Raw genomic sequence first — 20,933 nt, forward strand, 5'->3', positions numbered from 1 at the left:
CCTGCGGCGCTTTCGCGTAAGCGATCCAGACATTTCTTCGGGCGCCAGGGCAATGCCTGGATCATCGGGCTGTCAGTGCTGGTGTCTCTGCTGGCGTTGCTACCGATCGCCTTCGTGATCCTCTCTTCCTGGCAAACCGGTTGGACCACCCTTGAAGCCCTGGTCTGGCGCCCTCGGGTGGGCGAGCTGCTGGTCAACACCCTGTTGCTGATGGTCATCACCATTCCGCTGTGCGTGACACTGGGGCTGGCATTGGCCTGGCTGACCGAACGCACCGACCTGCCCGGCCGACGCGCCTGGTCGTTGCTGGCTACCGCGCCGCTGGCCGTACCGGCGTTCGTCCACAGCTACGCCTGGGTCAGCCTGATACCACCAATCCACGGGCTGTTCGCCGGGGTGCTGGTCTCGGTGATCGCCTATTTCCCGTTTCTCTATTTGCCGATTGCCGCGACCCTGCGGCGCCTCGACCCGGCCATCGAGGATGTCGGCGAGTCCCTGGGGCTCAAACCCCGGGCGGTATTTTTCCGTATTGTCCTGCCGCAACTGCGCCTGGCGATCTGCGGCGGCGCCCTGCTGGTGGGCCTGCATCTGCTGGCCGAATACGGCCTCTACGCGATGATCCGCTTCGACACCTTCACCACCGCGATCTTCGACCAGTTCAAGTCGACCTTCAGCGGCCCGGCGGCCCATACCCTGGCGGGGATCCTGGCGCTGTGCTGCCTGGGTCTGCTGACCGTCGAGTCGGCCGCCCGGGGCAAGGCCCGTTATGCCCGGGTCGGCTCCGGCAGCGCGCGGCAGCAACGCACGGTACGCCTGAGCCGCACCACCAAGCTGCTGGCGCTGAGCATCCCGATCATCAGCAGCGTGCTGGCCCTCGGTGTGCCATTGGTCACCCTGGGTAACTGGTTGATCGCCGGAGGCCGTGAGGTCTGGGCAATGGATGATTTGCTGCCGGCGCTGGAACAGACGCTGCTGCTCGGTGCCGCCGGCGCCTTGCTGACCACCTGCGCGGCGGTGCCCGTGGCCTGGTTGTCGATCCGCTCGCCCGGACGCCTGCACCGTCTGCTGGAAAGCTGCAACTACATCACCAGCTCCCTGCCCGGCATCGTCGTCGCCCTGGCCCTGGTCACGGTCACCATCAACTTCGCCCGGCCGATCTACCAGACCTCGATCACCGTGCTGCTGGCCTACCTGTTGATGTTCATGCCCCGCGCCCTGGTCAGCTTGCGCGCGGGTATCGCCCAGGCGCCGGTGGAACTGGAAAACATCGCCCGCAGCCTCGGGCGCTCACCGGTCCGGGCGCTCTGGTCGATCACCCTGCGCCTGGCCGCGCCGGGGGCCGCCGCCGGTGCCGCGCTGGTGTTCCTGGCCATTACCAACGAACTGACCGCCACCCTGCTGCTCGCGCCCAACGGCACACGGACCCTGGCCACCGGCTTCTGGGCCATGACCAGTGAAATCGACTATGCCGGCGCCGCGCCCTACGCGCTGCTCATGATCCTGTTGTCGCTGCCGCTGACCGGGCTTCTCTATCATCAATCCAAACGCACGGCTGGCCGATGAACGCTCTTGAAATCAACGCGCTGTACAAGTCCTTCGGTTCGCAAGCGGCCCTGGAAGACATCACTCTGTCGATTGCCACCGGTAGCCGCACGGCCATCGTCGGCCCTTCCGGCTCAGGCAAGACCACCCTGCTGCGGATGATCGCCGGTTTCGAATTTCCCGACGCCGGGCGTATCACCCTCGACGGCCAGCCGCTGGTGGATGCCCACACCCAGGTTCCGGCCCACCAGCGCCTGATCGGTTATGTGCCGCAGGACGGCGCGCTGTTTCCGCATATGACCGTGGCCGATAACATCGCCTTCGGCATTGTCGACAAGGCCACCCGGCAACAACGGGTCGCCGAGTTGATGGACAGCGTGGCCCTGGAGCCGCAGATGGGCAAACGCTGGCCCCATGAACTGTCCGGTGGCCAGCAACAGCGGGTGGCGCTGGCCCGTGCCCTGGCGCAACGCCCACGCCTGATGCTGCTGGACGAGCCCTTCTCGGCCCTCGACACCGGCCTGCGGGCGTCCATGCGCAAGATGGTCGCGCGGCTGCTATCTGAAGCCGGGGTGACCACTATCCTGGTCACCCATGACCAGTCCGAAGCCCTGTCCTTCGCCGATCAGTTGGCGGTGATGCGCAAGGGCCGACTGGTCCAGGCCGGTCACCCGATGGACCTGTACCTGCGGCCGGACGATGAAGACACCGCGCTGTTCCTCGGCGATGCGGTGATCCTGCCGGCCCTGATCGAAAACGGCTGGGCGCAGTGCGACCTGGGTCGGCTGCCCGTCAACGACGAGGGCCGTCACGGGCCGGCGCAGATCATGTTGCGCCCCGAACAGTTGCAACTCGCGGCCCACCTGCCGGGACCAACCGACGGCAACGGCAGCCCGGCCGTAGTCACCGAATGCGACTTCGGCGGCAACAACTGCACCTTGACCGTGGAGCTGAAGGCCCAGGCTGCCGACGGACAGAAACGTTCATTGCTGGTGCGCAGCTCCGGCATGCACGCCCCGCGGGTCGGCAGTGAAGTGCGGGTTTCGGCCGAGGGCCATGCCCATGTGCTGGGACGGCAAAGCGCCGGCTAGCCGCTGACCACCTCGGCGCTGTTCGCCCAGGGCGCAACCAGTCGCCGAGGTGTCCCGCAGGTCCGCTGCTTGAACACGAAGTGCCGGCACTTGTCAGCAAATCCATGGCGGTCCTCGACCATATCCAGGCGCATCTGGGCCAACTCTTCGTCGCGGCAGCGCTCCATGTCTTCCACATCGCGGGAGCGGTGGCGCTCGCGCACCGCCTCATAAAGGGGATCGTGGGCCACGCGCTGCGCCTGGGCCATCAACCAGTCGCCAAAGGCCTGCGGACAACGCGGCCCGATATCCTGGACCAGGCCGATTTCCCGCGCCAGGGCGACGCTGATCGGCAGGCAGTCCTCACTGAGTTGTAGCGCGCGCTCGTAGCCCACCGCACGGGGCAGGCTGTAGGTCCAGTATTCGGAGCCATAGAGGCCCATGCTCTTGTAGTGAGGATTGAGCACCACGCCGCTGCGGGCGAACACCCCGTCGGCGGCCAGGGCCAGCATCACCCCACCGGCCCCGGCACTGCCGGTCAGGCCGCTGACCACCAGTTGCCGGGCGGTCAGCAGCTCACGGCAGACATCGTTGATCGCGCGAATATTGGCCCAGGCCTCAAGCCCGGGCACCGCCGCCGCCTGGATCACGTTGAGGTGCACGCCATTGGAAAAACTCCCGCGCCCAGCGCGGAACAGCAGCACCTCGGTGTCCTGGGCCTTGGCCCAGCGCAGGGCGCTGACCAGCCGCCGGCATTGCTCGGTACTCATGGCGCCGTTGTAGAACTCGAAGGTCAGCTCGCCCACACCGCCCAGTTCACGGTAACGAATCGGCTGGTAGGACTCCTTGCAATACGGGTGGCTGGCGACGGACCAGTTCAAGGTCGGCACCTTGTCGAGCCGACCGGCCAGCACATGCCGCGCCGGGCGCTTGAAAGTCTCCTCCCCCGGCCGGGGTTTGCGCCGCAACGAGCCGATCCACAGGCTGCGATCCCCGGTCGCCACCAGCACCGCATCGTCATGCACGGCCAGCAGTTGGCCCGGCGTGCCGCGACGGCTGTCGAGGTGGGCGTCATGGAGATAGTAGGATTCGCCCAGCAGCTCGGCGAGCACACCGGGCTGGCCATCGGCGGCGTCGATGCGGCGCTGGATCAGTTCGGCGTCATCCTGCCAACTGAAGGCGCGATCGCTCTGCTTCATGTTCGGTTGCAGACGACCGCGCACCTGCGGCAAACGGTAATCCAGGGGTTGGGGCACGAAGTCGCTGCCGAGCCGGGCCACCACCTCATGGATGCAGGTCATGGCCGCGTCGGCCACCGGGCCATTGTAGAGTTCGGACTTGCGCATGCCCGCCGGCATCTCGAATTCGCAGGTGGCCCAGATCGCCCCGCTGTCCATTTCCTCGGCGGCCTGCAAGGCGGTCACGCCCCAGTTGGACACCTGCCGGGTGATCGCCCAGTCCAGCGCACTGGCGCCGCGATCACCGACAATCCCCGGATGAATGATCACCACCGGGCGCTGCGGGTCCTGCCACAACCGGGCCGGCACGCGGTCCTTGAGGAAGGGGCAGATCACCAGGGCGGCCTGGCTGTTTTCAATCTGTTGGCAGACCGCGTCTTCGTCGCTGAACAGCACCACACTTGGCACATGCCCTGCTTCGCGCAGCTCCAACCAGGCGCGCTGGGTCAAGCCGTTGAATGCCGATGCCAGCAGAATGATTTTCAATGAGCGCATGACGGAACTCCTCCTTGAGCAATACGCCGGGCTCCTGCTGCAACGAGCAATCCATGGCCCGACCGGAGCCGCTACAGTAAAGCGCCACGCCAGCGACACCTTGACCGAAGTCAACAGACAACCGTACGGCGGGTGCGGTAGCGGACCGCTGGTTTCTCGGCTAGGATTTTTGGCTCATGGAGTCGCCCGACTATTCAGCGGGCTTTTGAACAAGGAGAGAGAAATGACCGCAGTTCGTCTTGCAGAACGTGCCTATCGCAGTTGGTCCAGCCCCATCCTGCTGGAACTCAAGGAACGGGAACATCAGTTGGACCCGTCCGCCCGTGTTGCCCTGATCAATGTCTTGCAAGAGCGCCGCCTGCTTGAGCGCGACCAACCTTCAGCCGTGGTGCAACCCATCCGGCCAGGCATCGAGTGAAGGCAAGGCGCCCAGTCCGCGCAACCAGCCGTGTTCGGCAAACGCCAGCATTTCCTGGTCGCCGCGACTGTCGCCATAGGCAAACAGTACCCGCCCGCGCGCATCGCCCAGCCAGTGCTGCAACTGCCGGACCTTTTCCGGTCCCCAGCAGTTGGGCGACGCCAGGCGTCCGGTAAAACGTCCGTCGCGAAACTCCAGTTGCGTGGCCAGTACTGCCGCAAAACCGGCTGATTGGGCCCAGTGTCCGAGGTAGAGCGTGGGGGATGCGCTGACCAGCACCAGGCGGTGCCCCAGGCGTTTGTGCTCTTCGATCCGTTCGAGCATTTCCGGACGGATCAGCATCGGCAGGCGCTCGGCGACGTAGCGCGCCGCCGCCTCTTCCAATTCGACCTGACTCCTGCCGCGCAGGGTGAGCGCCAGGAACCGCGCCTTGGCCTCGGCCCGCTTGCACAGCCCCGTATACATGCCCACCAGCCAGGGCAAGACCAGCAGGCCACCGATCAGGAAGCGCCGATTACCAACCTGGTAACGCACGAAATCCCGCAGGCTGTCGGTGGTGGTAATGGTTCCGTCAAAGTCGAAGGCCACGCAGGTTCCCGCTTGCGGCGCGGTACTGTCTGAAATCGTCATTGCTGTTTCACGCTCATGAACCGAACGGGCACAGTGTCTCACTCCTGCACGACAATTGCCTGAACGGCAGATGTCGCCAATGCCCTTCCCTCACGAGCCAGCTCGCTCCCGCAGATGACCGCCTGGCTGCGGGAGCGGGTTTATCTCAGGGCTTAGTGGCCCGTCTCGCAATTGATCATCCAGCTCACGCCAAAACGGTCTTCGAACATCGCGAAGTACTCGGCCCAGAAGGTCTTGGCCGGAGCCATATGAATGTTGCCGCCATTGCTAAGGCCAGCGAACAGTCGCTTGGCCTCGTCAACGCGGTCGACATTGAGCGACACCGAAATGCCCTGCATCTTGCTGAACGGCTGATGCGGCGGACAATCGGACGCCATCAGGCTGAAATCCCCCACCGTCAGGCGGGTGTGCAGGATCTTGTCCTTGTTCGGTGAATCCTTGGGTACGCAGGCCTCTTCCGGCGCATCGGCGAACGACAGGGAGAACAACTCGCCACCGAGCACCTGCTTGTACAAGGCAAAGGCTTCCTTGCAGTTACCGTTGAAGGTCAGGTAAGGAATGATTTTCAGGCTCATGATAAAACTCCGTTCTGGCAGGTTTTCAGGATTGACCGGACATCTTCGCGCGCAGGTGTTCTTCCTGCTCGCGCAACTCGGGAGTGAAGTTCTCGCCAAAGTCTTCGGCCTCGAAGACCTGGCGGATTTCGATTTCAGAGTCGCTGACCATCGGGTTCGGGCAACGCTTGACCCAGTCGATGGCTTCTTGCAGCGATTGCACATTGAAGATCCAGAAACCGGCGATCAGTTCCTTGGTCTCCATAAAGGGTCCGTCGATCACGGTCCGCTGTTTGCCGCTGAACTGCACGCGGACACCCCGGGAACTCGGATGCAGCCCCTCGGCGGCCAGGATTACACCGGCCTTGGCCAGCTCTTCGTTATAGGCGCCCATGGCCGCCAGCAATTCGTTACTGGGCATTTCACCGGCTTCCGATTCCGGGCTGGCTTTGACGATCACCATAAATCGCATGGTCGTTTCTCCTGAGGGTGGTGGTAGACAAAATCGACAAGCCGGCAGGCGGCTGTGTCGACTAATCGAACGGGCGAGCGCGAAATCGACAACACGCGAGATCTTTTTCCCTGATCGCCGTTGGTCCGTTTCCGAGCGCGCAGAAGATCGGCGGTCGATATCGCCACCCCTCATTCGACTAAGCCTAAGCATAGAAGTAGATCTTTCGCGCCCCGGCAAACCCGTCCGGCGGCCCTGACCCGGAGGAGTCATCGACATGAATGAGCACGTTGAACAACATCCCGTGGTTTCGCGCGAGCAGTGGCTGGCCGCGCGCCGACAACATCTGGTTCACGAAAAGGCCTTCACCCGGCAACGCGACCAGCTCAGTGCCGAGCGGCGTGCCCTGCCCTGGGTCAAGGTCGACAAGGACTATCGCTTCGAAGGGCCCCACGGGCAAAAGCACCTGGCCGACCTGTTCGGCGACAACAGCCAGCTGATCGTCTATCACTTCATGTTCGGTAACGGCTGGCAGGAAGGCTGTCCGGGCTGTTCCTTCCTCGCGGACCACTTCGACGGCGCAAACCTGCACCTGGCTCACCATGACGTGTCGTTCGTCGCGGTCTCCCACGCCCCCTGGGCGCAGTTCCAGGCGTTCAAGCAACGCATGGGCTGGTATTTCCCCTGGTTCTCATCGGCGGGTAGCGACTTCAACGCGGACTTCCATGTCAGCGCCTCGCCCGAGGAGCGACGTGCCGGCAAGGCCGAGTACAACTACCAACCCCTCGACAGCGCCTCGGAAGAACTGCCGGGGCTCAGCGTGTTCTATCGCAACGCCGAGGGAGAGATCTTCCACACCTACTCCACCTATGCCAGGGGCCTGGACATGCTGGTGGGCACCTATCATTTCCTCGACCTGATGCCCAAGGGCCGCAACGAAAGCGGGACCATGGATTGGGTCCGGCACCATGATCGTTATGCCACCGCACCGGCACACAGCTGCTGCCAATCCCACTCCGACAAGGCATAGATCATTCGCCAGCCGCTAGAAGCTTCGCCGCGGTGCGGCGATCCGACAAGCCCTGCTCCTACAGTTCAGCGTCGAATACAAATCCTGTGTACGACATATATCTGTAGGAGCAGGGCTTGCCCGCGAATAGGCCCTCAAGATCGCTAAAAGATTCGCTGACCAGCCAAGCTCCACAAGCCCACACTGCTTACCTGACTGATATGGCGTCGGGGCTCTATGCCGCGCTCCTAGAACGCACTAACATCGAAAAACCATTGCGTACGACAATTCCCACCAGAGAGGAAACATGGAGTCTCCTGCAGTCTCGATTGGCCAGCGTTCAGATTTTGCCCTTGCGCTCTCCGGCGGCGGCGTCCGAGCCATGACGTTTCACCTCGGCATGCTCAAATACCTCGCCGAACAACAGGCCCTGGAACGGGTCACGCAGATTTCCACGGTGTCCGGCGGCAGCTTGCTGGTGGGCCTGATGTTCCACGAAAACCACGGCCAATGGCCCGACTCCGCGACCTTCCTGCAGCGTACCTATCCCGCCCTGCAAGCCAAGCTGTGCTCGCGCAGCCTGCTCTGGAGTGCCTTGCGCCAGCTGTGCAACCCGCTGAACTGGCGCTTCCTGCTGTCCCGGGCGAACCTGCTGGCCCTGGCCCTGCAAAAGGAATGGGGGGTGACCGCCCTGCTGCCGGAGATCGCCGCCACACCCGACTGGTCGATCAACGGCACCACGGCGGAAAACGGCAAGCGCTTTCGCTTCAAACGCAACAATATGGGCGACTACTCCATCGGTTACGCCGCCACCACCGGCTTTCCCCTGGCCCAGGCCCTGGCGGTGTCGGCGGCATTCCCTGGCGGTATCGGTCCGTTGTCCCTCAAGACCCGCCGTTTCAAATGGATGCAGCGCGAGTGGGAAGCTCCACTGAACAGCGCCGTCGAAGCGCGCCTGCCGTTCAAGAAGCTGCGGCTCTACGATGGCGGCGTCTACGACAACCTCGGCCTGGAACCTTTTTTCGACGCGGCGACCGGACAGACCAAGCGCTACGAGTATCCGATCATTGTCTCGGACGCGGGTGCACCGCTAAAGCCGGGGTTTGACGCCGGGGTGCTGAGTCCCTGGCGACTCAAGCGCCTGGCCGACATCATGTCCGACCAGACCCGGGCATTGCGCAGCCGGACCTTTGTCGAATACCTGAAGAAAGCCCCGGGGCGTGGCGGCTACCTGAGTATCGCCAGTTCCCTGATCGAACCGGTCAAAGGCAGCGATGCGGCCTTTGCCGCTGGTTTCCCCACCACCCTGAATCGCCTCAAGCCCGAGGTCTTCGAACGGATCGCCCGGCACGGCTATGCCGTGGCGCAAGCGGCCGACCGGGAGTATCCACTGCTGCCCGTGGCCCCGAAAACGCCGGAGCCCCTCGTGCTCTCCTGAACCCGCGACAGTCAGGGCAACGCCAGCACGCCGAGGCTGGCACTGATCACCAAGGCAGTGCCGACAAACTGCATCGGGATCATCGGCTGGGCCAGCACCACATAACCGGCCAGGGCGCCCACGGCCGGTTCGGCGCTCATCAGGATGCCGAACGAAGACGCCGGCATCCGCCGCAAGGCAACCATCTCCAGGCCATAAGGCAGCAGCGGCACGAACAAGGCCAATCCCGCGCAACTGGCGATCTGCAACAACGGCGGGTGGCCGCCGCTCTGCCAAAGTCCCAGGGGCGTGGCAATCAGGGCCGCGGCCAACAACGATACCGACAATCCTTCAAAGCCCTGGAACAGTCGCCCGACCTTTTTCATCATCAGGATATAAGCGGCCCAGCCCGCCGCCGAACCAAACGCCAGCAACCCCCCCAGCGGTTCACCGATCCAGCCCCCTTCGTTGCGCGCCAACAGCAACACCCCGGTCACCGCCAGCAACGGCCAGATCAACGCCCGCCAGCTGCGCACCCCGAGGCTGGCCACCAGCAATGGACCGAGAAACTCGATGGCGATCGCCAGCCCCAGTGGAATACGCTGGATCGCCGCGAAAAAGCAGGTGGTCATCACGGCCATCGCCAGGCCAAGACTCCCGGCGGCCAGCCAGCGTGACAGCGAAAACCTGTGCAACCGTGGTCGCACCAACAGCGCAAGAATCGCCGCCGCCCAGCACAAGCGCAGCCAGGTGGTGCTGAACGTGCCGTAAGTCTCCATGGTCGGCGTTGACAGCGCTGCGCCGAACTGGACAAAGAGCATGGACAGCACGCAGAGCATGGCCGCCCACAACAGTGTGCTGCGATGTGCCCTGCCGGTATCGGAGAGCGGTAGGCCGGTGGCATTTTCCTGCATGCTGAAGTCTCCTGTGAATGTCGAGCCATCCTAGCCAGTCACGCAGACTTCAAATAAGCTGATATTTCTTATCCTGACTTCACGAATATTGATAATGCGCGATCTCGACAGCAGTCTGTTGCGAACCTTCGTCACCGTCGCCGAAACCGGTGCGGTGGGCACCGCCGCCCAACGCCTGGCGCGCACCCAGGCCGCGGTCAGCATGCAATTGCGGCGCCTGGAAGAGGACCTCGAACGCCGTCTGTTCGACCGCTCGCCACGGGGCTTGCGCCTGACCGAAGCCGGCCACCTGCTGCTGCCTTACGCCCACAGCATCCTCGGCGCCGGGACCGATGCCCGACGCGCCTTGTCCGCCAGCCAGATCGCCGGCACCGTGCGCCTGGGGTTGCTCGAGGACATCGCGGTGGGCAGCCTGCCCCGGGCGCTGCGGCGCTTTTCCGCGGCCTATCCGCATATTTCCCTGGAGATCGTGATCGACAGTAGCGTGGCCATGTCCGCCAAGCTCGCGGACGGCACCCTGGATGTCATCATCGGCGACGCCTCGGCGATCAATGCCCAACCCCAGGCCTGCTGGACCCAGTCGCTGTTCTGGGTCGGCGCCCGCGGCCTGACCCTACCCGCCGACCTGGGCGCCCAGAGCCTGCCCCTGGTGACCTTTGGCGGTGGCTGCCTGTGGCATGGCCAGGTGGTGAAAATCCTCAAGCGGGCGAACATCCCCTGGCGCGTGGTCTGCAGCAGCACCAGTCTGCCGGCGGTGCAGTCGGCGGTCGAGGCAGGCCTGGGCATCACGGTGTTGCTGGAAGGCAATATCCGCAACGAAAGCATGCGCGTGCTGGGCCCGGCCGATGGCCTGCCGGCGCCGCCCATCGTCGACTTCGCCCTCTATGTCCGCCGGGTACCGGCGGTCCAGGCCGCAGCGGTGCAGGCGTTGCAAAGCTTTCTTGGGGAAGAACTGAATATCATCATGCCGCGCACCCGTACCATACAAACAGCAGGTGCCCTCCTGGAAACCCAATGAATGCCCGCCTGGGGGAAGTCATCCGAGGTGCAGGAAAGAACAGATAGATGTTTACAACAATCTATAACCTGAAGGATGCTACACCAATCACCGTATCCCTTCAGGAGCCCATCATGCCCCGCGTCTCGCGCAAACAGGCCGAACTCAACCGCGAAAGCATCACCGACGCCGCTGCCCGGCTGTTCCGTGAGCGTGGACTGAAAGGCCTCAGCCTGGTCGAGGTGATGGGCGCCGCGGGCCTGACCCATGGCGGTTTCTATGGGCATTTCGAGTCCAAGGAAGCCCTGGCGGCCGAAGCCTGCAGCCGCAGTTTCAAGCAGTCGGCCGAGCGCTGGCGGCAGAGGGCCGAGACCCTGGGTCACGGCGAAGCGGCACGCAAGTCCATCGTCGAACACTACCTCAGCACGGAACATCGCGACACGCCGGGCGAAGGCTGCCCGGTGGCGGCGTTCTGCGGCGACCTGGCCCATGAGGACCCCGAGAGCGCGCTGCATCGCAACTACGTCAAGGGCCTGGAGACACTGCTCGACACCTACGGCTCACTGCTGGGTGCCGACGATCCGCAGGTCCGGCAAAAAGCCCTGGTCCAGCAGGCGCTGCTGGTCGGCGCCCTGACCCTGGCCCGCTCGACCCGGGGCCAGGCGCTATCGGATGAGTTCCTGACGGCGGCCAGGGACTTCCTGTTGGCCGACGCCTGAAGATCAGCCCACCGCCGTCAGCTCGAAATAGAACACCGCGCCCTTGCCGGGAATCGACAACAGGCGAATCTGGCTGTCGTGCAATTGCAGGATGCGCCGCACAATCAGCAACCCCAAGCCACCGGAACGCCGGTCGCCGTCCTGGTTGAACGGCCGGCGGAACAGGTTTTCCAGCAAGGTCAGGGCAATCCCCGGCCCGGTGTCGCTGACCGTGACCTGGAGCTTGCCGCGCCCATGGGCCAGCGCCACCTCGATGGTGCCGCCTTCGGGGGTATGGCGCAGGGCATTGTCGATCAGGTTGGTCAGGACCCGCTCGATCATCCCCAGGTCCGCGCTGACCATCGACGCCCCACGGGGCAAGGCCGCCAGCAGCTTCGACTGGCGCGTCTCGGCCATCAGTTCGAACTTCTGGAACACGTCCTGGATCAGGTCGCTGAGGGAGAAATCCTCGACCTGCAGCCGCACCGCGCCATGCTCCAGGCGCGCCAGTTCGAACAGCGCCTGGGCCAGTTGCCCGACCTTGCTGCTCTGGGCCAGGGCGATCCCCAGGTAACGTCGGCGCTCGTCCGGCGCCAGCACCGCGTCCTTGAGGGACAGCGTCTCCAGATAACCGTGCAACGACGCCAGGGGGGTGCGCAAATCATGGGAAATATTCGCCACCAGTTCGCGGCGGTCCTGATCGAGCTGGGTCAGGCTGCGCCACTGTTCGCCGATGCGCGTGGCCATCTGCGCAAAACTGGCTTCCAGCACTTCGATTTCATCGCGACGCCCGGCCCCGGCCCGCGACAACACCGGCAACTGCGCCGGCGCGGCGTCGGTATCGAAATCGCGCATGGTCTCGGTCAGGCGGCGCAGCGGGCGGGTAATCAGGCGAAAGGCGATCAGGCCGGCGATCAGCCCCAGCAGGGCCACCAGGCTCATGGCCCACAAGGTGGTGCGCAGCACCGAACTGGCCGAGACCTGGGCCGCCAGCCGATCATGTTCTTCGCCCTGGAGGACCACGTACAGATAACCCAGCTCCTTGCCGCCACCACGCAGCGCGGCGGCGCTGAAGACCTTGCGCCCGTCGTCGCTGCGCGGGTCGTCACCGAGGATCGGCAACGGCTGGCCATCGAGCAGCCGGCGGATCGGCGCCAGGTCGACGTGATCGCGGTGCAGGTGGCCTTGCGGCGCGGCATCACCGGTGATCTTGCCGCTGGGTGAGAGCAGATAGACTTCCACGCTCGGGTTGACGTTCATCAACTGGCCGAACAGCGCACGGACGCCCTCCATGGTCAGGCCTTCGGTGCCCACCAGCCGGTTGTCCAGGGCAATGCTCTGGGCCAGATCCCGGGACAGGCCCTGGACCACTTCCTTTTCATGCATGTCGCTGGCCCGCACCTGCAGCCACACCGAGGCCCCGCAACAGGCCAGCAGCAGGATGGAAAAGGCCAGGGACAGACGCTGGGACAGGGTCAGGTTCATGACGGGCGACTCACCGGCGAGAAACGATAGCCGCGGCCCCAGACCGTGAGAATCCGCTCGGGTTGCGCCGGGTCGACTTCGATCTTGGCCCGCAGGCGATTGATATGGGTGTTGACCGTGTGCTCATAGCCGTCGTGCTGGTAGCCCCAGACGTGGTTCAGCAGGTCCATGCGTGAATACACGGTACCGGGGTTTTTCATGAAGAAATGCAGCAGGTCGAACTCCCGTGGCGTCAGGTCCAGCAGCTTGCCGTCGACCTGGGCTTCACGGGTCAGCGGATCGAGGCTCAGGCCGCCCTGCTCCAGGGTCCCCGCCTCGATTTTCAGGCTCTTGGCCAGGGCATCGACCCGCCGTAGCAAGGCCTTGACCCGCGCCGCCAGTTCCAGCATCGAGAACGGCTTGGCCAGGTAATCGTCGGCACCCAGTTCCAGCCCGAGCACCCGGTGCATCTCGCTGGAACGGGCGCTGGTGATGATGATCGGCGTGTAGCGCGCCATGGCCCGCGCCTGCCGGCAGATCTCCAGGCCATCGACGCCCGGCAGCATCAGGTCGAGGATCAGCGCATCCCAGGAGCCCTTGCTCAATTGCGCCAGGCCCAGGTTGCCGTCAGCGCAGTGGGTGACGTCATAACCCTCGTCCCGCAGGTGCAGGCTCAGCAAGCCCGCCAGGTGCAGGTCATCTTCGACGATCAGAATGCGTTTGGGTGAATCCATGAGAAGCCTTCGTGCTGGTAATCGCCGGGAGCGACGCCTGGATCATTGTGCCGGATCGCCACTTAGCAATGTTCACAAATAAGTTAAGTTTACGGGAGGATTTGGCGACCCTCGCCGTCCAACAATGAAAGCCTGATCAATCACCGTGGACGCGACGCCATGTCCTCCAGAAGACGCTTTCTTGTTTCCAGTGCCGCCACCCTGCTCGCCGCCGGCCTGTTCGACTGGCGCGCCGTCGGCGCCACCTTCGGCAGCGGCAGCCGTTCGGCCGAGAGCGGCGAAACCTTCGAAGTCAGCCACACCGACGCCGAATGGAAATCGATGCTCAGCGACGAGCAGTACGAAGTGCTGCGCCACGAAGGCACCGAACGCCCCTACACCAGCCCCCTCAACGACGAGCACCGTGACGGCGTGTTCGCCTGTGCCGGTTGCAGCCTGGCGCTGTTTTCGTCGGCCGCCAAATATGACAGCCGCACCGGCTGGCCGAGCTTCACCGCACCATTGGAAAGCGCCGTGGCCACCCGCCGCGACACCTCCTTCGGCGTCTCCCGGACCGAAGTGCATTGCCACCGTTGCGGCGGCCACCTGGGCCATGTGTTCCCCGACGGACCGCAGCCCACCGGCCTGCGTTACTGCATGAACGGTGTCGCCATGACCTTCGCCCCCGGCGCGGCCTGATTCCCACGTTTCGACAAGGATTCCATCATGTTCCTGCTTATCCTGGCCTACCTCGGCGGTCTTCTGACCATCCTCAGTCCCTGCATCCTGCCGGTGCTGCCGTTCGTCTTCGCCCGTTCCGGCGAGCCGTTCCGGCGCAGCGGCCTGCCCTTGCTCTGCGGCATGGCCCTGACCTTCGCCCTGGTGGCCACCCTGGCGGCGGTCGGCGGTGGCTGGGTGGTGCAGGCCAACCAGTACGGCCGTTGGCTGGCCATGGCGCTGATGGCATTTTTTGCCATTACCCTGCTGTTCCCGCATCTGGCCGAGCGCCTGACCCAACCCTTGGTGGCCGCCGGTGACCGGCTGTCGCGCTCGGCGCAAAGCCATGATGGCTCACCCAGCGCCCGCTCGTCCTTTGTACTGGGCGTCGCCACTGGCCTGTTGTGGGCGCCCTGCGCCGGGCCGATCCTCGGTCTGATCCTCACCGGTGCCGCCCTGCAAGGCGCGAACATCGGCACCACGCTGTTGCTGCTGGCCTACGCCGCCGGTGCCGCGACCTCCCTGGCCGGCGCGCTGCTGATCGGTGGCAAGCTGTTCAGCGCGATGAAGCGCAACCTCGGCACCGGCCAATGGCTGCGTCGCGGTTTGGGTGCGGCCATGCTGATCGGCGTGGTTGCCATCGCCCTGGGCCTGGACACCGGCATCCTGACCCAGGTGTCCACGGTCGCCACCTCGGGACTCGAACAGAAGCTGCTCGACAACCTGACGCCGAAGAAAGCCCCGGAACAGGGCGGTGCCATGATGGCGGCGGTCAACAGTGACGCCGGCCAACCCTCCGGCAGCATGATGGCGATGGCGGCCAAGACCACTGGCGCGGAACGTGCGCTGCCGGTGGAAGGCCCCCTGCCGGATCTCTCGGGCGCCGTGCAGTGGCTCAACTCCGCACCGCTGAGCGCCGCCGATCTCAAGGGCAAGGTGGTGCTGATCGACTTCTGGACCTACTCCTGCATCAACTGCCTGCGCAGCCTGCCTTACGTCAATGCCTGGGCGCAGAAGTACCACGACCAGGGCCTGGTGGTGATCGGCGTGCATGCGCCGGAGTTCGCCTTCGAACGCGATATCGACAACGTCCGTCAGGCCGTGACCAAGCTGGGCATTCATTACCCGGTGGCCATCGACAACAACTATGCGATCTGGCGCGGCTTCAATAACCAGTACTGGCCAGCCCACTACTTCGTCGATGCCCAGGGCCGTGTGCGTTATCACCACTTCGGTGAAGGCGACTACGAAGGTTCCGAGCAGGTGATCCAGCAGTTGCTGAAAGAAGCCGGCCAGCAGAACGTCTCCGGCGGCATGGTCAGCACCCAGGCCCAGGGCGTGATGCAGGCCGCCGACGAAGCTGAAGTGAAATCGCCGGAAACCTACCTGGGTTATGACCGTGCCGAGAATTTCGCCTCGCCGGGCGACCAGGTGGCGGACAAATCGAAAAACTACGCGGCGCCAAAACAGCCGGCCTTGAACCAGTGGGGCCTGGACGGCCAATGGACCGCCCATGCCGAACAGGTGACCCTCAACCAGGCCCCGGGCCAGGTGGTCTACCGCTTCCATGCCCGTGACCTGCACCTGGTGCTGGGCCCGGGCGCGGACGGCAAGCCGGTGCGCTTCAAGGTACGTATTGACGGTGCCATGCCCGGCGCCAACCACGGCACCGATACCGACGCCAACGGCGAAGGCACGGTGACCGAGCAGCGCCTGTACCAGCTGGTCCGCCAGGCCGGGGACATCGGCGAGCACACCTTCTCCATCGAATTTCTCGATCCCGGCGTACAAGCCTACGCCTTTACCTTCGGTTGATCGCCAAGAGGATGAACACGATGAAAACGCCAGTGATGCAACAAAAACCCCGGTCGCCGCTGTTGATACTCGCCGGGATCGCCACCCTGTCCCTGTCGGTGCTGATGTTCCAGCGCCTGGCCTGGTCGGCGGAAGATGCGGTACAGATCGCCCCGCCAGCGCTGGACCAGGCGGCCGGCGCCAGCGGCAAGGCCACGGCGGTATTCGCCGGTGGCTGTTTCTGGGGCGTCCAGGGGGTATTCCAGCATGTGCGCGGAGTCGAGAACGCGGTGTCGGGTTATACCGGCGGCGCGGCAAATACCGCCCAATACGAATCGGTAGGCGAAGGTTCGACCGGACATGCCGAGTCGGTGCAGGTGACCTATGACCCGAGCAAGGTCAGTTATGGGCAGTTGTTGCAGGTGTTTTTCTCGGTGGCCCATAACCCGACGGAGCTTAACCGTCAGGGGCCGGACAGTGGCACGCAGTACCGTTCGGCGATTTTCCCGATGAATGCCGAGCAGGAAACCATCGCCAAGGCCTATATCGCCCAGCTCGATGCCGCCAAGGCGTTTCCGGCGGCGATCGTCACCCGGATCGAGGACGGCAAGGTCTTCTATCCGGCCGAGGGTTACCACCAGAACTACCTGACGCTGCACCCGACCGCGCCGTATATCGCCGTCAACGATTTGCCGAAGGTGGAAAACCTCAAGCGCATGGAGCCGCAGCTGTACCGGGCGGATCCGGTGCTGGTGCCGAACGTCAACTGACCGCGGGCAAGATCCCCCTGTCGGACAGGGGGATCGGTTTTCAGGCATAGCGCCGCTTGTCCGCAGCCGGCGGGAAGTACTGGTACAACCAGGTTTCGCTCAAGGTCCGGTCATGGGTGCGAATAAACAGGCGCAATTCCACCGGGTCGACCTGATCGTCGCTCGGGTACCAGTCGAACGTCACCCGGTAGCCATTGATTTCGTCCAGTTTGAGGACATCGATATCCTTCACCTGACCGCGGGACGTCGTCACCACCGGCTCGATCTCGGCCTCCAGGGACAGACGCTCCACCCCTCCGCCGGTAAAGTCCACGGCAAAGCGCCGGGCCCAGACCCCGGGGTAATGCTCCCCCGGTGCCCAACCTTCGACAAACCCACCCATGCCCGAACGGGTCGCGTGCACCCGAGCCAACGGGGTGCCTACCGGCGGCATCGCGCTCCAGTAGAGCTTGTAGCCGTAATTCAGCGAAGCGCCCGCCGCCACCGGTTCCTTGGGCGTCCAGAACGCCACGATATTGTCCAGGGTCTCGCCCGTGGTGGGGATTTCCAGCAGGTCGACGGAGCCCTCGCCCCAGGCCGTGGTCGGTTCGACCCACAGGCTCGGACGCCGGCTGTACCAGTCCACGGTGTCCTGGTAGCTGGCGAACTCATGGTCGGTCTGCACCAGGCCGAACCCTTTCGGGTCCTTGTCGGCAAAGGCGTTGAACTGCAAGGTCGCCGGGTTGTTCAGCGGCCGGCAGATCCACTCGCCATTGCCGCGCCACATGGCCAGGCGGTCGGAGTCGTGGATCTGCGGGTGGAGGGTGTCGCACATCCGCCGCTCATGGGTGCCGCAACTGAACATACTGGTCATCGGTGCGATGCCCAACTGCTCGATGGCGGTACGCGCATTGATATGGGCGTCGACCGCCATCACCACCTGCTCGGCCTGGCAATCGATGTCGAAACGGTAGGCGCCGGTGGCACTCGGCGAATCGAGCAAGGCATAGACCACGAAGCGGGTGCTGTCCTTGTCCGGGGTTTCGAACCAGAAATGGGTGAAGTCGGGAAACTCCTCGCGTTTTTTCGCATAAGTATCGATCGCCAGCCCGCGCGCCGACAGGCCGTATTGCCCGGTCTTGTCCACTGCGCGGAAGTAACTGGCACCGAGGAACGAGACAATGTCGTGCCGGTCGATTTCCGGGGCCTTGAACAGCTTGAAGCCGGAAAACCCCAGGTCGCCCTTGAGCCGCGACGGGTCGATGCCGCTGCGGGCATAGTTGAACAACGCCGGACGGAAATGCACCTCGCGGGACTGGCGCGTCTGCGCGTCAACGCTGTACATGCGCACCGGTTGCTTGAACCCCATGCCGACATGGAAGAACTGCATGTCCAACTGGCCCTTGAGCTCATTCCACAACGAGTGCCGGGCATCGTATTGAATGGCGTTGAACTGCTGCGGGGTCATCTCTGCCAGGGACTGCGGCAGCACCTGGCGGGTGCTGACGTAGTCCTTCGCGGCGAGTTTTTGCGCGTGGGCCTGCAATGTCTCGAAGTCGAAGTGTTCGATCTCGCCATCCGCGGTGGCGGCAAGCGCCCGGGCCGCGAACAGACCGCTGGCCGACAGGCCGGTGTAGGCCGCCAGGGCCATGGAAGCTTTCAGAAGATTACGGCGATGCATAAAAAGACCTGTACGGGAACTGCCGGACATCCGGAACCGCTGGGTACCGAATCAAAAGAGGCGCTCGTTCAAGACTGCGAACGAATGCGGCTACAGGTAACAGATAACAAATACCCGTGACGGTTCGCAATATCCTACAGAAAACTTACTGACAGCCTTTATTCAGCCAAGGTGTGGCTATATGTTTCCAGCCTCTCTGGTAGACCCGAGGCACCTTGTTAATGGCTGCCCAAGGCGCGTGAAGATTTGTTCAGAATGTTTTCATGCGCTTCTTGGCACACTTGCCCACTTGTTTTGAAGGTCCGTCGAGGCAACCCATGACCCGCATCCTGACCATCGAAGATGATGCTGTAACCGCCAAGGAAATCGTGGCTGAACTGAGCAGCCACGGGCTCGAAGTTGACTGGGTCGACAATGGCCGCGAAGGCCTGGTCCGCGCAGTCAGCGGCGACTATGACCTGATTACCCTGGATCGCATGCTGCCGGAGCTCGATGGCCTGGCCATCGTCACCACGCTGCGGACCATCGGGGTGGCCACGCCGATCCTGATGATCAGCGCCCTCTCCGATGTCGACGAACGCGTGCGCGGCCTGCGCGCCGGCGGCGACGATTACCTGACCAAGCCCTTCGCCTCGGACGAAATGGCTGCTCGGGTCGAAGTGCTGCTGCGACGCAAGAGCCCGGCACGGGAATTCGAAACCTCGTTGCGGGTGGCCGATCTCGAGCTCAATCTGATGACCCGCGAAGCCTCCCGGGCCGATCAGCTGTTAAGCTTGCTGCCCACCGAATACAAGCTGCTGGAATTCCTGATGCGCAACACGGGGCAGATCCTCTCGCGAATGATGATTTTCGAGGAAGTCTGGGGTTATCACTTCGACCCCGGCACCAACCTGATCGACGTACATATCGGTCGCCTGCGCAAGAAAATCGACAGTCAGGGCCTGGCACCGCTGATCCGTACCGTGCGAGGCTCGGGTTATGTCATTGCCGAACCCCTCTAGAGGTTGGCGCTCCTCCACCAGCAGGCTGCTGGCGCTCTACAGCTTTCTGTTCGTGGCGTGGAGCTGCAGCCTGATGGGGGTGCTGTACTACGAGGTTTCCGGTTACCTGAGTACCCTGGCCCGTCACTCGTTGATGCAACGCCAGCACCTGTTTTCGCGCTTCCAGGGCCAACCCCTGATGGAAGCGCTGACCACCAGCATGACCTTCGACATGCGCGGGGTGGACGCCTACGGTCTGTTCAACGAGCAGAAACTGCACCTGAGCGGGCCGATCCAGGAAATCCCGGCCGAGTTGCCCATGGACGGCCGGATCCATGAGCTGGCCAACTGCATCGACTCCGACGACCCCAACCTGCCCCAGGACAGTTGCGACGCGGTAGCCACCCAGACCCACGACGGGCGCTGGCTGGTGCTGGTGCGCGACAACGGCTCGTTGTTCGGCGTGACCCGGATCATTCTCCACGCCCTGTTCTGGGCGGTATCACTGACCATCCTGCCCGGCGTTGCCGGCTGGCACCTGTTGCGCCGTCGACCGATCCGACGGATACGGGCGATCCAGGCCAGCGCCGAATCGATCATCGCCGGCGACCTGGGCCATCGCCTTCCACTGTCGAACCGCCGCGACGAGCTGGATATGCTGGCGGCGATCGTCAATGCCATGCTCGACCGGATCGAGAAGCTGATGCACGAGGTCAAGGGCGTCTGCGACAACATCGCCCATGACCTGCGTACACCGCTGACCCGTTTGCGCGCCCAGCTGTACCGGATCCAGCAACAGACCGTCGACGGTTCGCCCGAGTCCTTGCAACTGGATGGGGTGATTGCCGAGACCGATACCCTGATGGCGCGTTTTCGTGGCTTGTTGCGCATCTCCGAGCTGGAAGACCACCAGCGGCGCTCCGGTTTCCTGGTGCTGGACCCCTTGCCGTTGCTGCACGAGCTGCATGACTTCTACCTGCCGTTGGCCGAGGAAGCGGAGATCCACCTGCGCCTCGATGCACCCCAGACACTGCCGACGATCACCGGCGACCGGGCCTTGTTGTTCGAAGCCCTGGCCAACCTGCTGAGTAACTCGATCAAATTCACGCCACCGGGCGGTGAAGTGGTGATGATGGCGGTCAACGATGCGGGCAGTACCCGCATCGAAGTCCTCGATTCCGGCCCCGGAATCCCGGTGTCCGAGCGCGAAGCGGTGTTCCAGCGCTTCTATCGCTGCGACGAAGGCGCCCAGCATGGCGGCTTCGGCCTTGGTCTGTCGATTGTCGCCGCCATCGTCAACCTGCACGGCTTCACCCTCGACATCGACAGCCGCGAGCAAGCCGGCGCGCGCTTGATCCTCAATTGCCGGGACAGCCTGATTACCGTGGGCTGAAGCCCAGGG

20 protein-coding genes are annotated in these 20,933 nt (G+C 63.9%); 12 read left to right on the forward strand and 8 right to left on the reverse strand.

The features are described 5' to 3' along the window. The first annotated feature begins 69 nt into the window (after positions 1-69). Both CWE01_RS25495 and CWE01_RS25500 read left to right on the forward strand, forming a co-directional pair. The gene (locus CWE01_RS25495; RefSeq protein ID WP_371315475.1) at positions 70-1,563 is read left to right on the forward strand and encodes an ABC transporter permease; all 1,494 of its coding nucleotides are present in this window, start codon (positions 70-72) and stop codon (positions 1,561-1,563) included. After that, a complete protein-coding gene (locus CWE01_RS25500) occupies positions 1,560-2,633 on the forward strand; it encodes an ABC transporter ATP-binding protein (RefSeq protein ID WP_100943314.1) in 1,074 nt (357 codons plus the stop codon). The genes CWE01_RS25495 and CWE01_RS25500 overlap by 4 nt, the downstream gene beginning before the upstream one ends. Here CWE01_RS25500 and CWE01_RS25505 read toward each other — a convergent pair. Further along, the gene (locus CWE01_RS25505; RefSeq protein ID WP_100943315.1) at positions 2,630-4,345 is read right to left on the reverse strand and encodes a hydrogenase maturation protein; all 1,716 of its coding nucleotides are present in this window, start codon (positions 4,343-4,345) and stop codon (positions 2,630-2,632) included. The genes CWE01_RS25500 and CWE01_RS25505 overlap by 4 nt on opposite strands. Positions 4,346-4,568: 223 nt before the next feature. On the opposite strand from CWE01_RS25505, the gene CWE01_RS25510 reads away from it, so the two are divergent. Next, on the forward strand, positions 4,569-4,763 hold the full coding sequence (locus tag CWE01_RS25510) for a hypothetical protein (protein WP_100943316.1): 195 nt from the start codon (positions 4,569-4,571) through the stop codon (positions 4,761-4,763). On the opposite strand, the gene CWE01_RS25515 is transcribed toward CWE01_RS25510, so the two are convergent. From CWE01_RS25515 to CWE01_RS25525, 3 genes are all read right to left on the reverse strand, one after another. Beyond that, entirely contained in the window at positions 4,725-5,393 is a 669-nt protein-coding gene (locus CWE01_RS25515) for an HAD family hydrolase (protein WP_100943317.1), read from the reverse strand. The genes CWE01_RS25510 and CWE01_RS25515 overlap by 39 nt on opposite strands. Positions 5,394-5,545: 152 nt before the next feature. After that, positions 5,546-5,962, reverse strand: coding sequence for a VOC family protein (locus CWE01_RS25520; RefSeq protein WP_100943478.1), 417 nt, complete (start codon positions 5,960-5,962; stop codon positions 5,546-5,548). 31 nt (positions 5,963-5,993) lie between these two features. Further along, positions 5,994-6,419 carry a YciI family protein gene (locus CWE01_RS25525; RefSeq protein WP_100943318.1) on the reverse strand — a complete coding sequence of 142 codons (426 nt, stop codon included), beginning with the start codon at positions 6,417-6,419 and terminating at the stop codon, positions 5,994-5,996. Positions 6,420-6,675: 256 nt separating this feature from the next. Here CWE01_RS25525 and CWE01_RS25530 point away from each other — a divergent pair, with 256 nt between their 5' ends. After that, positions 6,676-7,428 (forward strand): thioredoxin family protein, encoded by a 753-nt coding sequence (locus tag CWE01_RS25530; protein ID WP_100943319.1) that lies wholly within the window; start codon positions 6,676-6,678, stop codon positions 7,426-7,428. Positions 7,429-7,714: 286 nt separating this feature from the next. Further along, complete coding sequence (locus CWE01_RS25535; protein ID WP_100943320.1) at positions 7,715-8,845, forward strand: patatin-like phospholipase family protein; 1,131 nt, start codon at positions 7,715-7,717, stop codon at positions 8,843-8,845. 11 nt (positions 8,846-8,856) lie between these two features. Here CWE01_RS25535 and CWE01_RS25540 read toward each other — a convergent pair whose 3' ends face one another. Beyond that, a complete protein-coding gene (locus tag CWE01_RS25540) occupies positions 8,857-9,738 on the reverse strand; it encodes a DMT family transporter (RefSeq protein ID WP_100943321.1) in 882 nt (293 codons plus the stop codon). Between the two features lie 94 nt (positions 9,739-9,832). Here CWE01_RS25540 and CWE01_RS25545 point away from each other — a divergent pair, with 94 nt between their 5' ends. Next, the gene (locus CWE01_RS25545; RefSeq protein WP_100943322.1) at positions 9,833-10,756 is read left to right on the forward strand and encodes a LysR substrate-binding domain-containing protein; all 924 of its coding nucleotides are present in this window, start codon (positions 9,833-9,835) and stop codon (positions 10,754-10,756) included. Positions 10,757-10,869: 113 nt separating this feature from the next. Continuing rightward, positions 10,870-11,454 (forward strand): TetR/AcrR family transcriptional regulator, encoded by a 585-nt coding sequence (locus tag CWE01_RS25550; protein WP_100943323.1) that lies wholly within the window; start codon positions 10,870-10,872, stop codon positions 11,452-11,454. A gap of 3 nt (positions 11,455-11,457) precedes the next feature. Here the strand turns inward: CWE01_RS25550 and CWE01_RS25555 are convergent, their stop codons facing one another. Together CWE01_RS25555 and CWE01_RS25560 are read right to left on the reverse strand one after the other, a co-directional pair. Next, the gene (locus CWE01_RS25555; RefSeq protein WP_100943324.1) at positions 11,458-12,918 is read right to left on the reverse strand and encodes a HAMP domain-containing sensor histidine kinase; all 1,461 of its coding nucleotides are present in this window, start codon (positions 12,916-12,918) and stop codon (positions 11,458-11,460) included. Next, positions 12,915-13,631, reverse strand: coding sequence for a response regulator transcription factor (locus CWE01_RS25560; RefSeq protein WP_100943325.1), 717 nt, complete (start codon positions 13,629-13,631; stop codon positions 12,915-12,917). The genes CWE01_RS25555 and CWE01_RS25560 overlap by 4 nt, the downstream gene beginning before the upstream one ends. Positions 13,632-13,790: 159 nt before the next feature. Here CWE01_RS25560 and msrB point away from each other — a divergent pair, with 159 nt between their 5' ends. From msrB to msrA, 3 genes are read left to right on the forward strand one after another with little or no spacing between them, the layout of a single operon-like run. Next, positions 13,791-14,309 carry a peptide-methionine (R)-S-oxide reductase MsrB gene (gene msrB / locus CWE01_RS25565; protein ID WP_100943326.1) on the forward strand — a complete coding sequence of 173 codons (519 nt, stop codon included), beginning with the start codon at positions 13,791-13,793 and terminating at the stop codon, positions 14,307-14,309. Positions 14,310-14,336: 27 nt separating this feature from the next. Continuing rightward, positions 14,337-16,142 carry a cytochrome c biogenesis protein DipZ gene (locus tag CWE01_RS25570; RefSeq protein ID WP_100943327.1) on the forward strand — a complete coding sequence of 602 codons (1,806 nt, stop codon included), beginning with the start codon at positions 14,337-14,339 and terminating at the stop codon, positions 16,140-16,142. A 20-nt stretch (positions 16,143-16,162) separates the two neighbouring features. After that, a complete protein-coding gene (msrA, locus tag CWE01_RS25575) occupies positions 16,163-16,891 on the forward strand; it encodes a peptide-methionine (S)-S-oxide reductase MsrA (protein WP_100943328.1) in 729 nt (242 codons plus the stop codon). A gap of 40 nt (positions 16,892-16,931) precedes the next feature. Here msrA and CWE01_RS25580 read toward each other — a convergent pair whose 3' ends face one another. Next, positions 16,932-18,551, reverse strand: coding sequence for a glucan biosynthesis protein D (locus tag CWE01_RS25580; RefSeq protein WP_100943329.1), 1,620 nt, complete (start codon positions 18,549-18,551; stop codon positions 16,932-16,934). 317 nt (positions 18,552-18,868) lie between these two features. Between CWE01_RS25580 and CWE01_RS25585 the strand changes: the two genes are divergently transcribed. Both CWE01_RS25585 and CWE01_RS25590 read left to right on the forward strand, forming a co-directional pair. After that, a complete protein-coding gene (locus CWE01_RS25585; RefSeq protein WP_100943330.1) occupies positions 18,869-19,552 on the forward strand; it encodes a response regulator transcription factor in 684 nt (227 codons plus the stop codon). After that, on the forward strand, positions 19,530-20,924 hold the full coding sequence (locus tag CWE01_RS25590) for a HAMP domain-containing sensor histidine kinase (protein ID WP_100943331.1): 1,395 nt from the start codon (positions 19,530-19,532) through the stop codon (positions 20,922-20,924). The genes CWE01_RS25585 and CWE01_RS25590 overlap by 23 nt, the downstream gene beginning before the upstream one ends. Positions 20,925-20,933 lie beyond the last annotated feature (9 nt).

This window comes from Pseudomonas sp. QS1027, assembly GCF_002814235.1.
Classification (GTDB): Bacteria; Pseudomonadota; Gammaproteobacteria; order Pseudomonadales; family Pseudomonadaceae; genus Aquipseudomonas.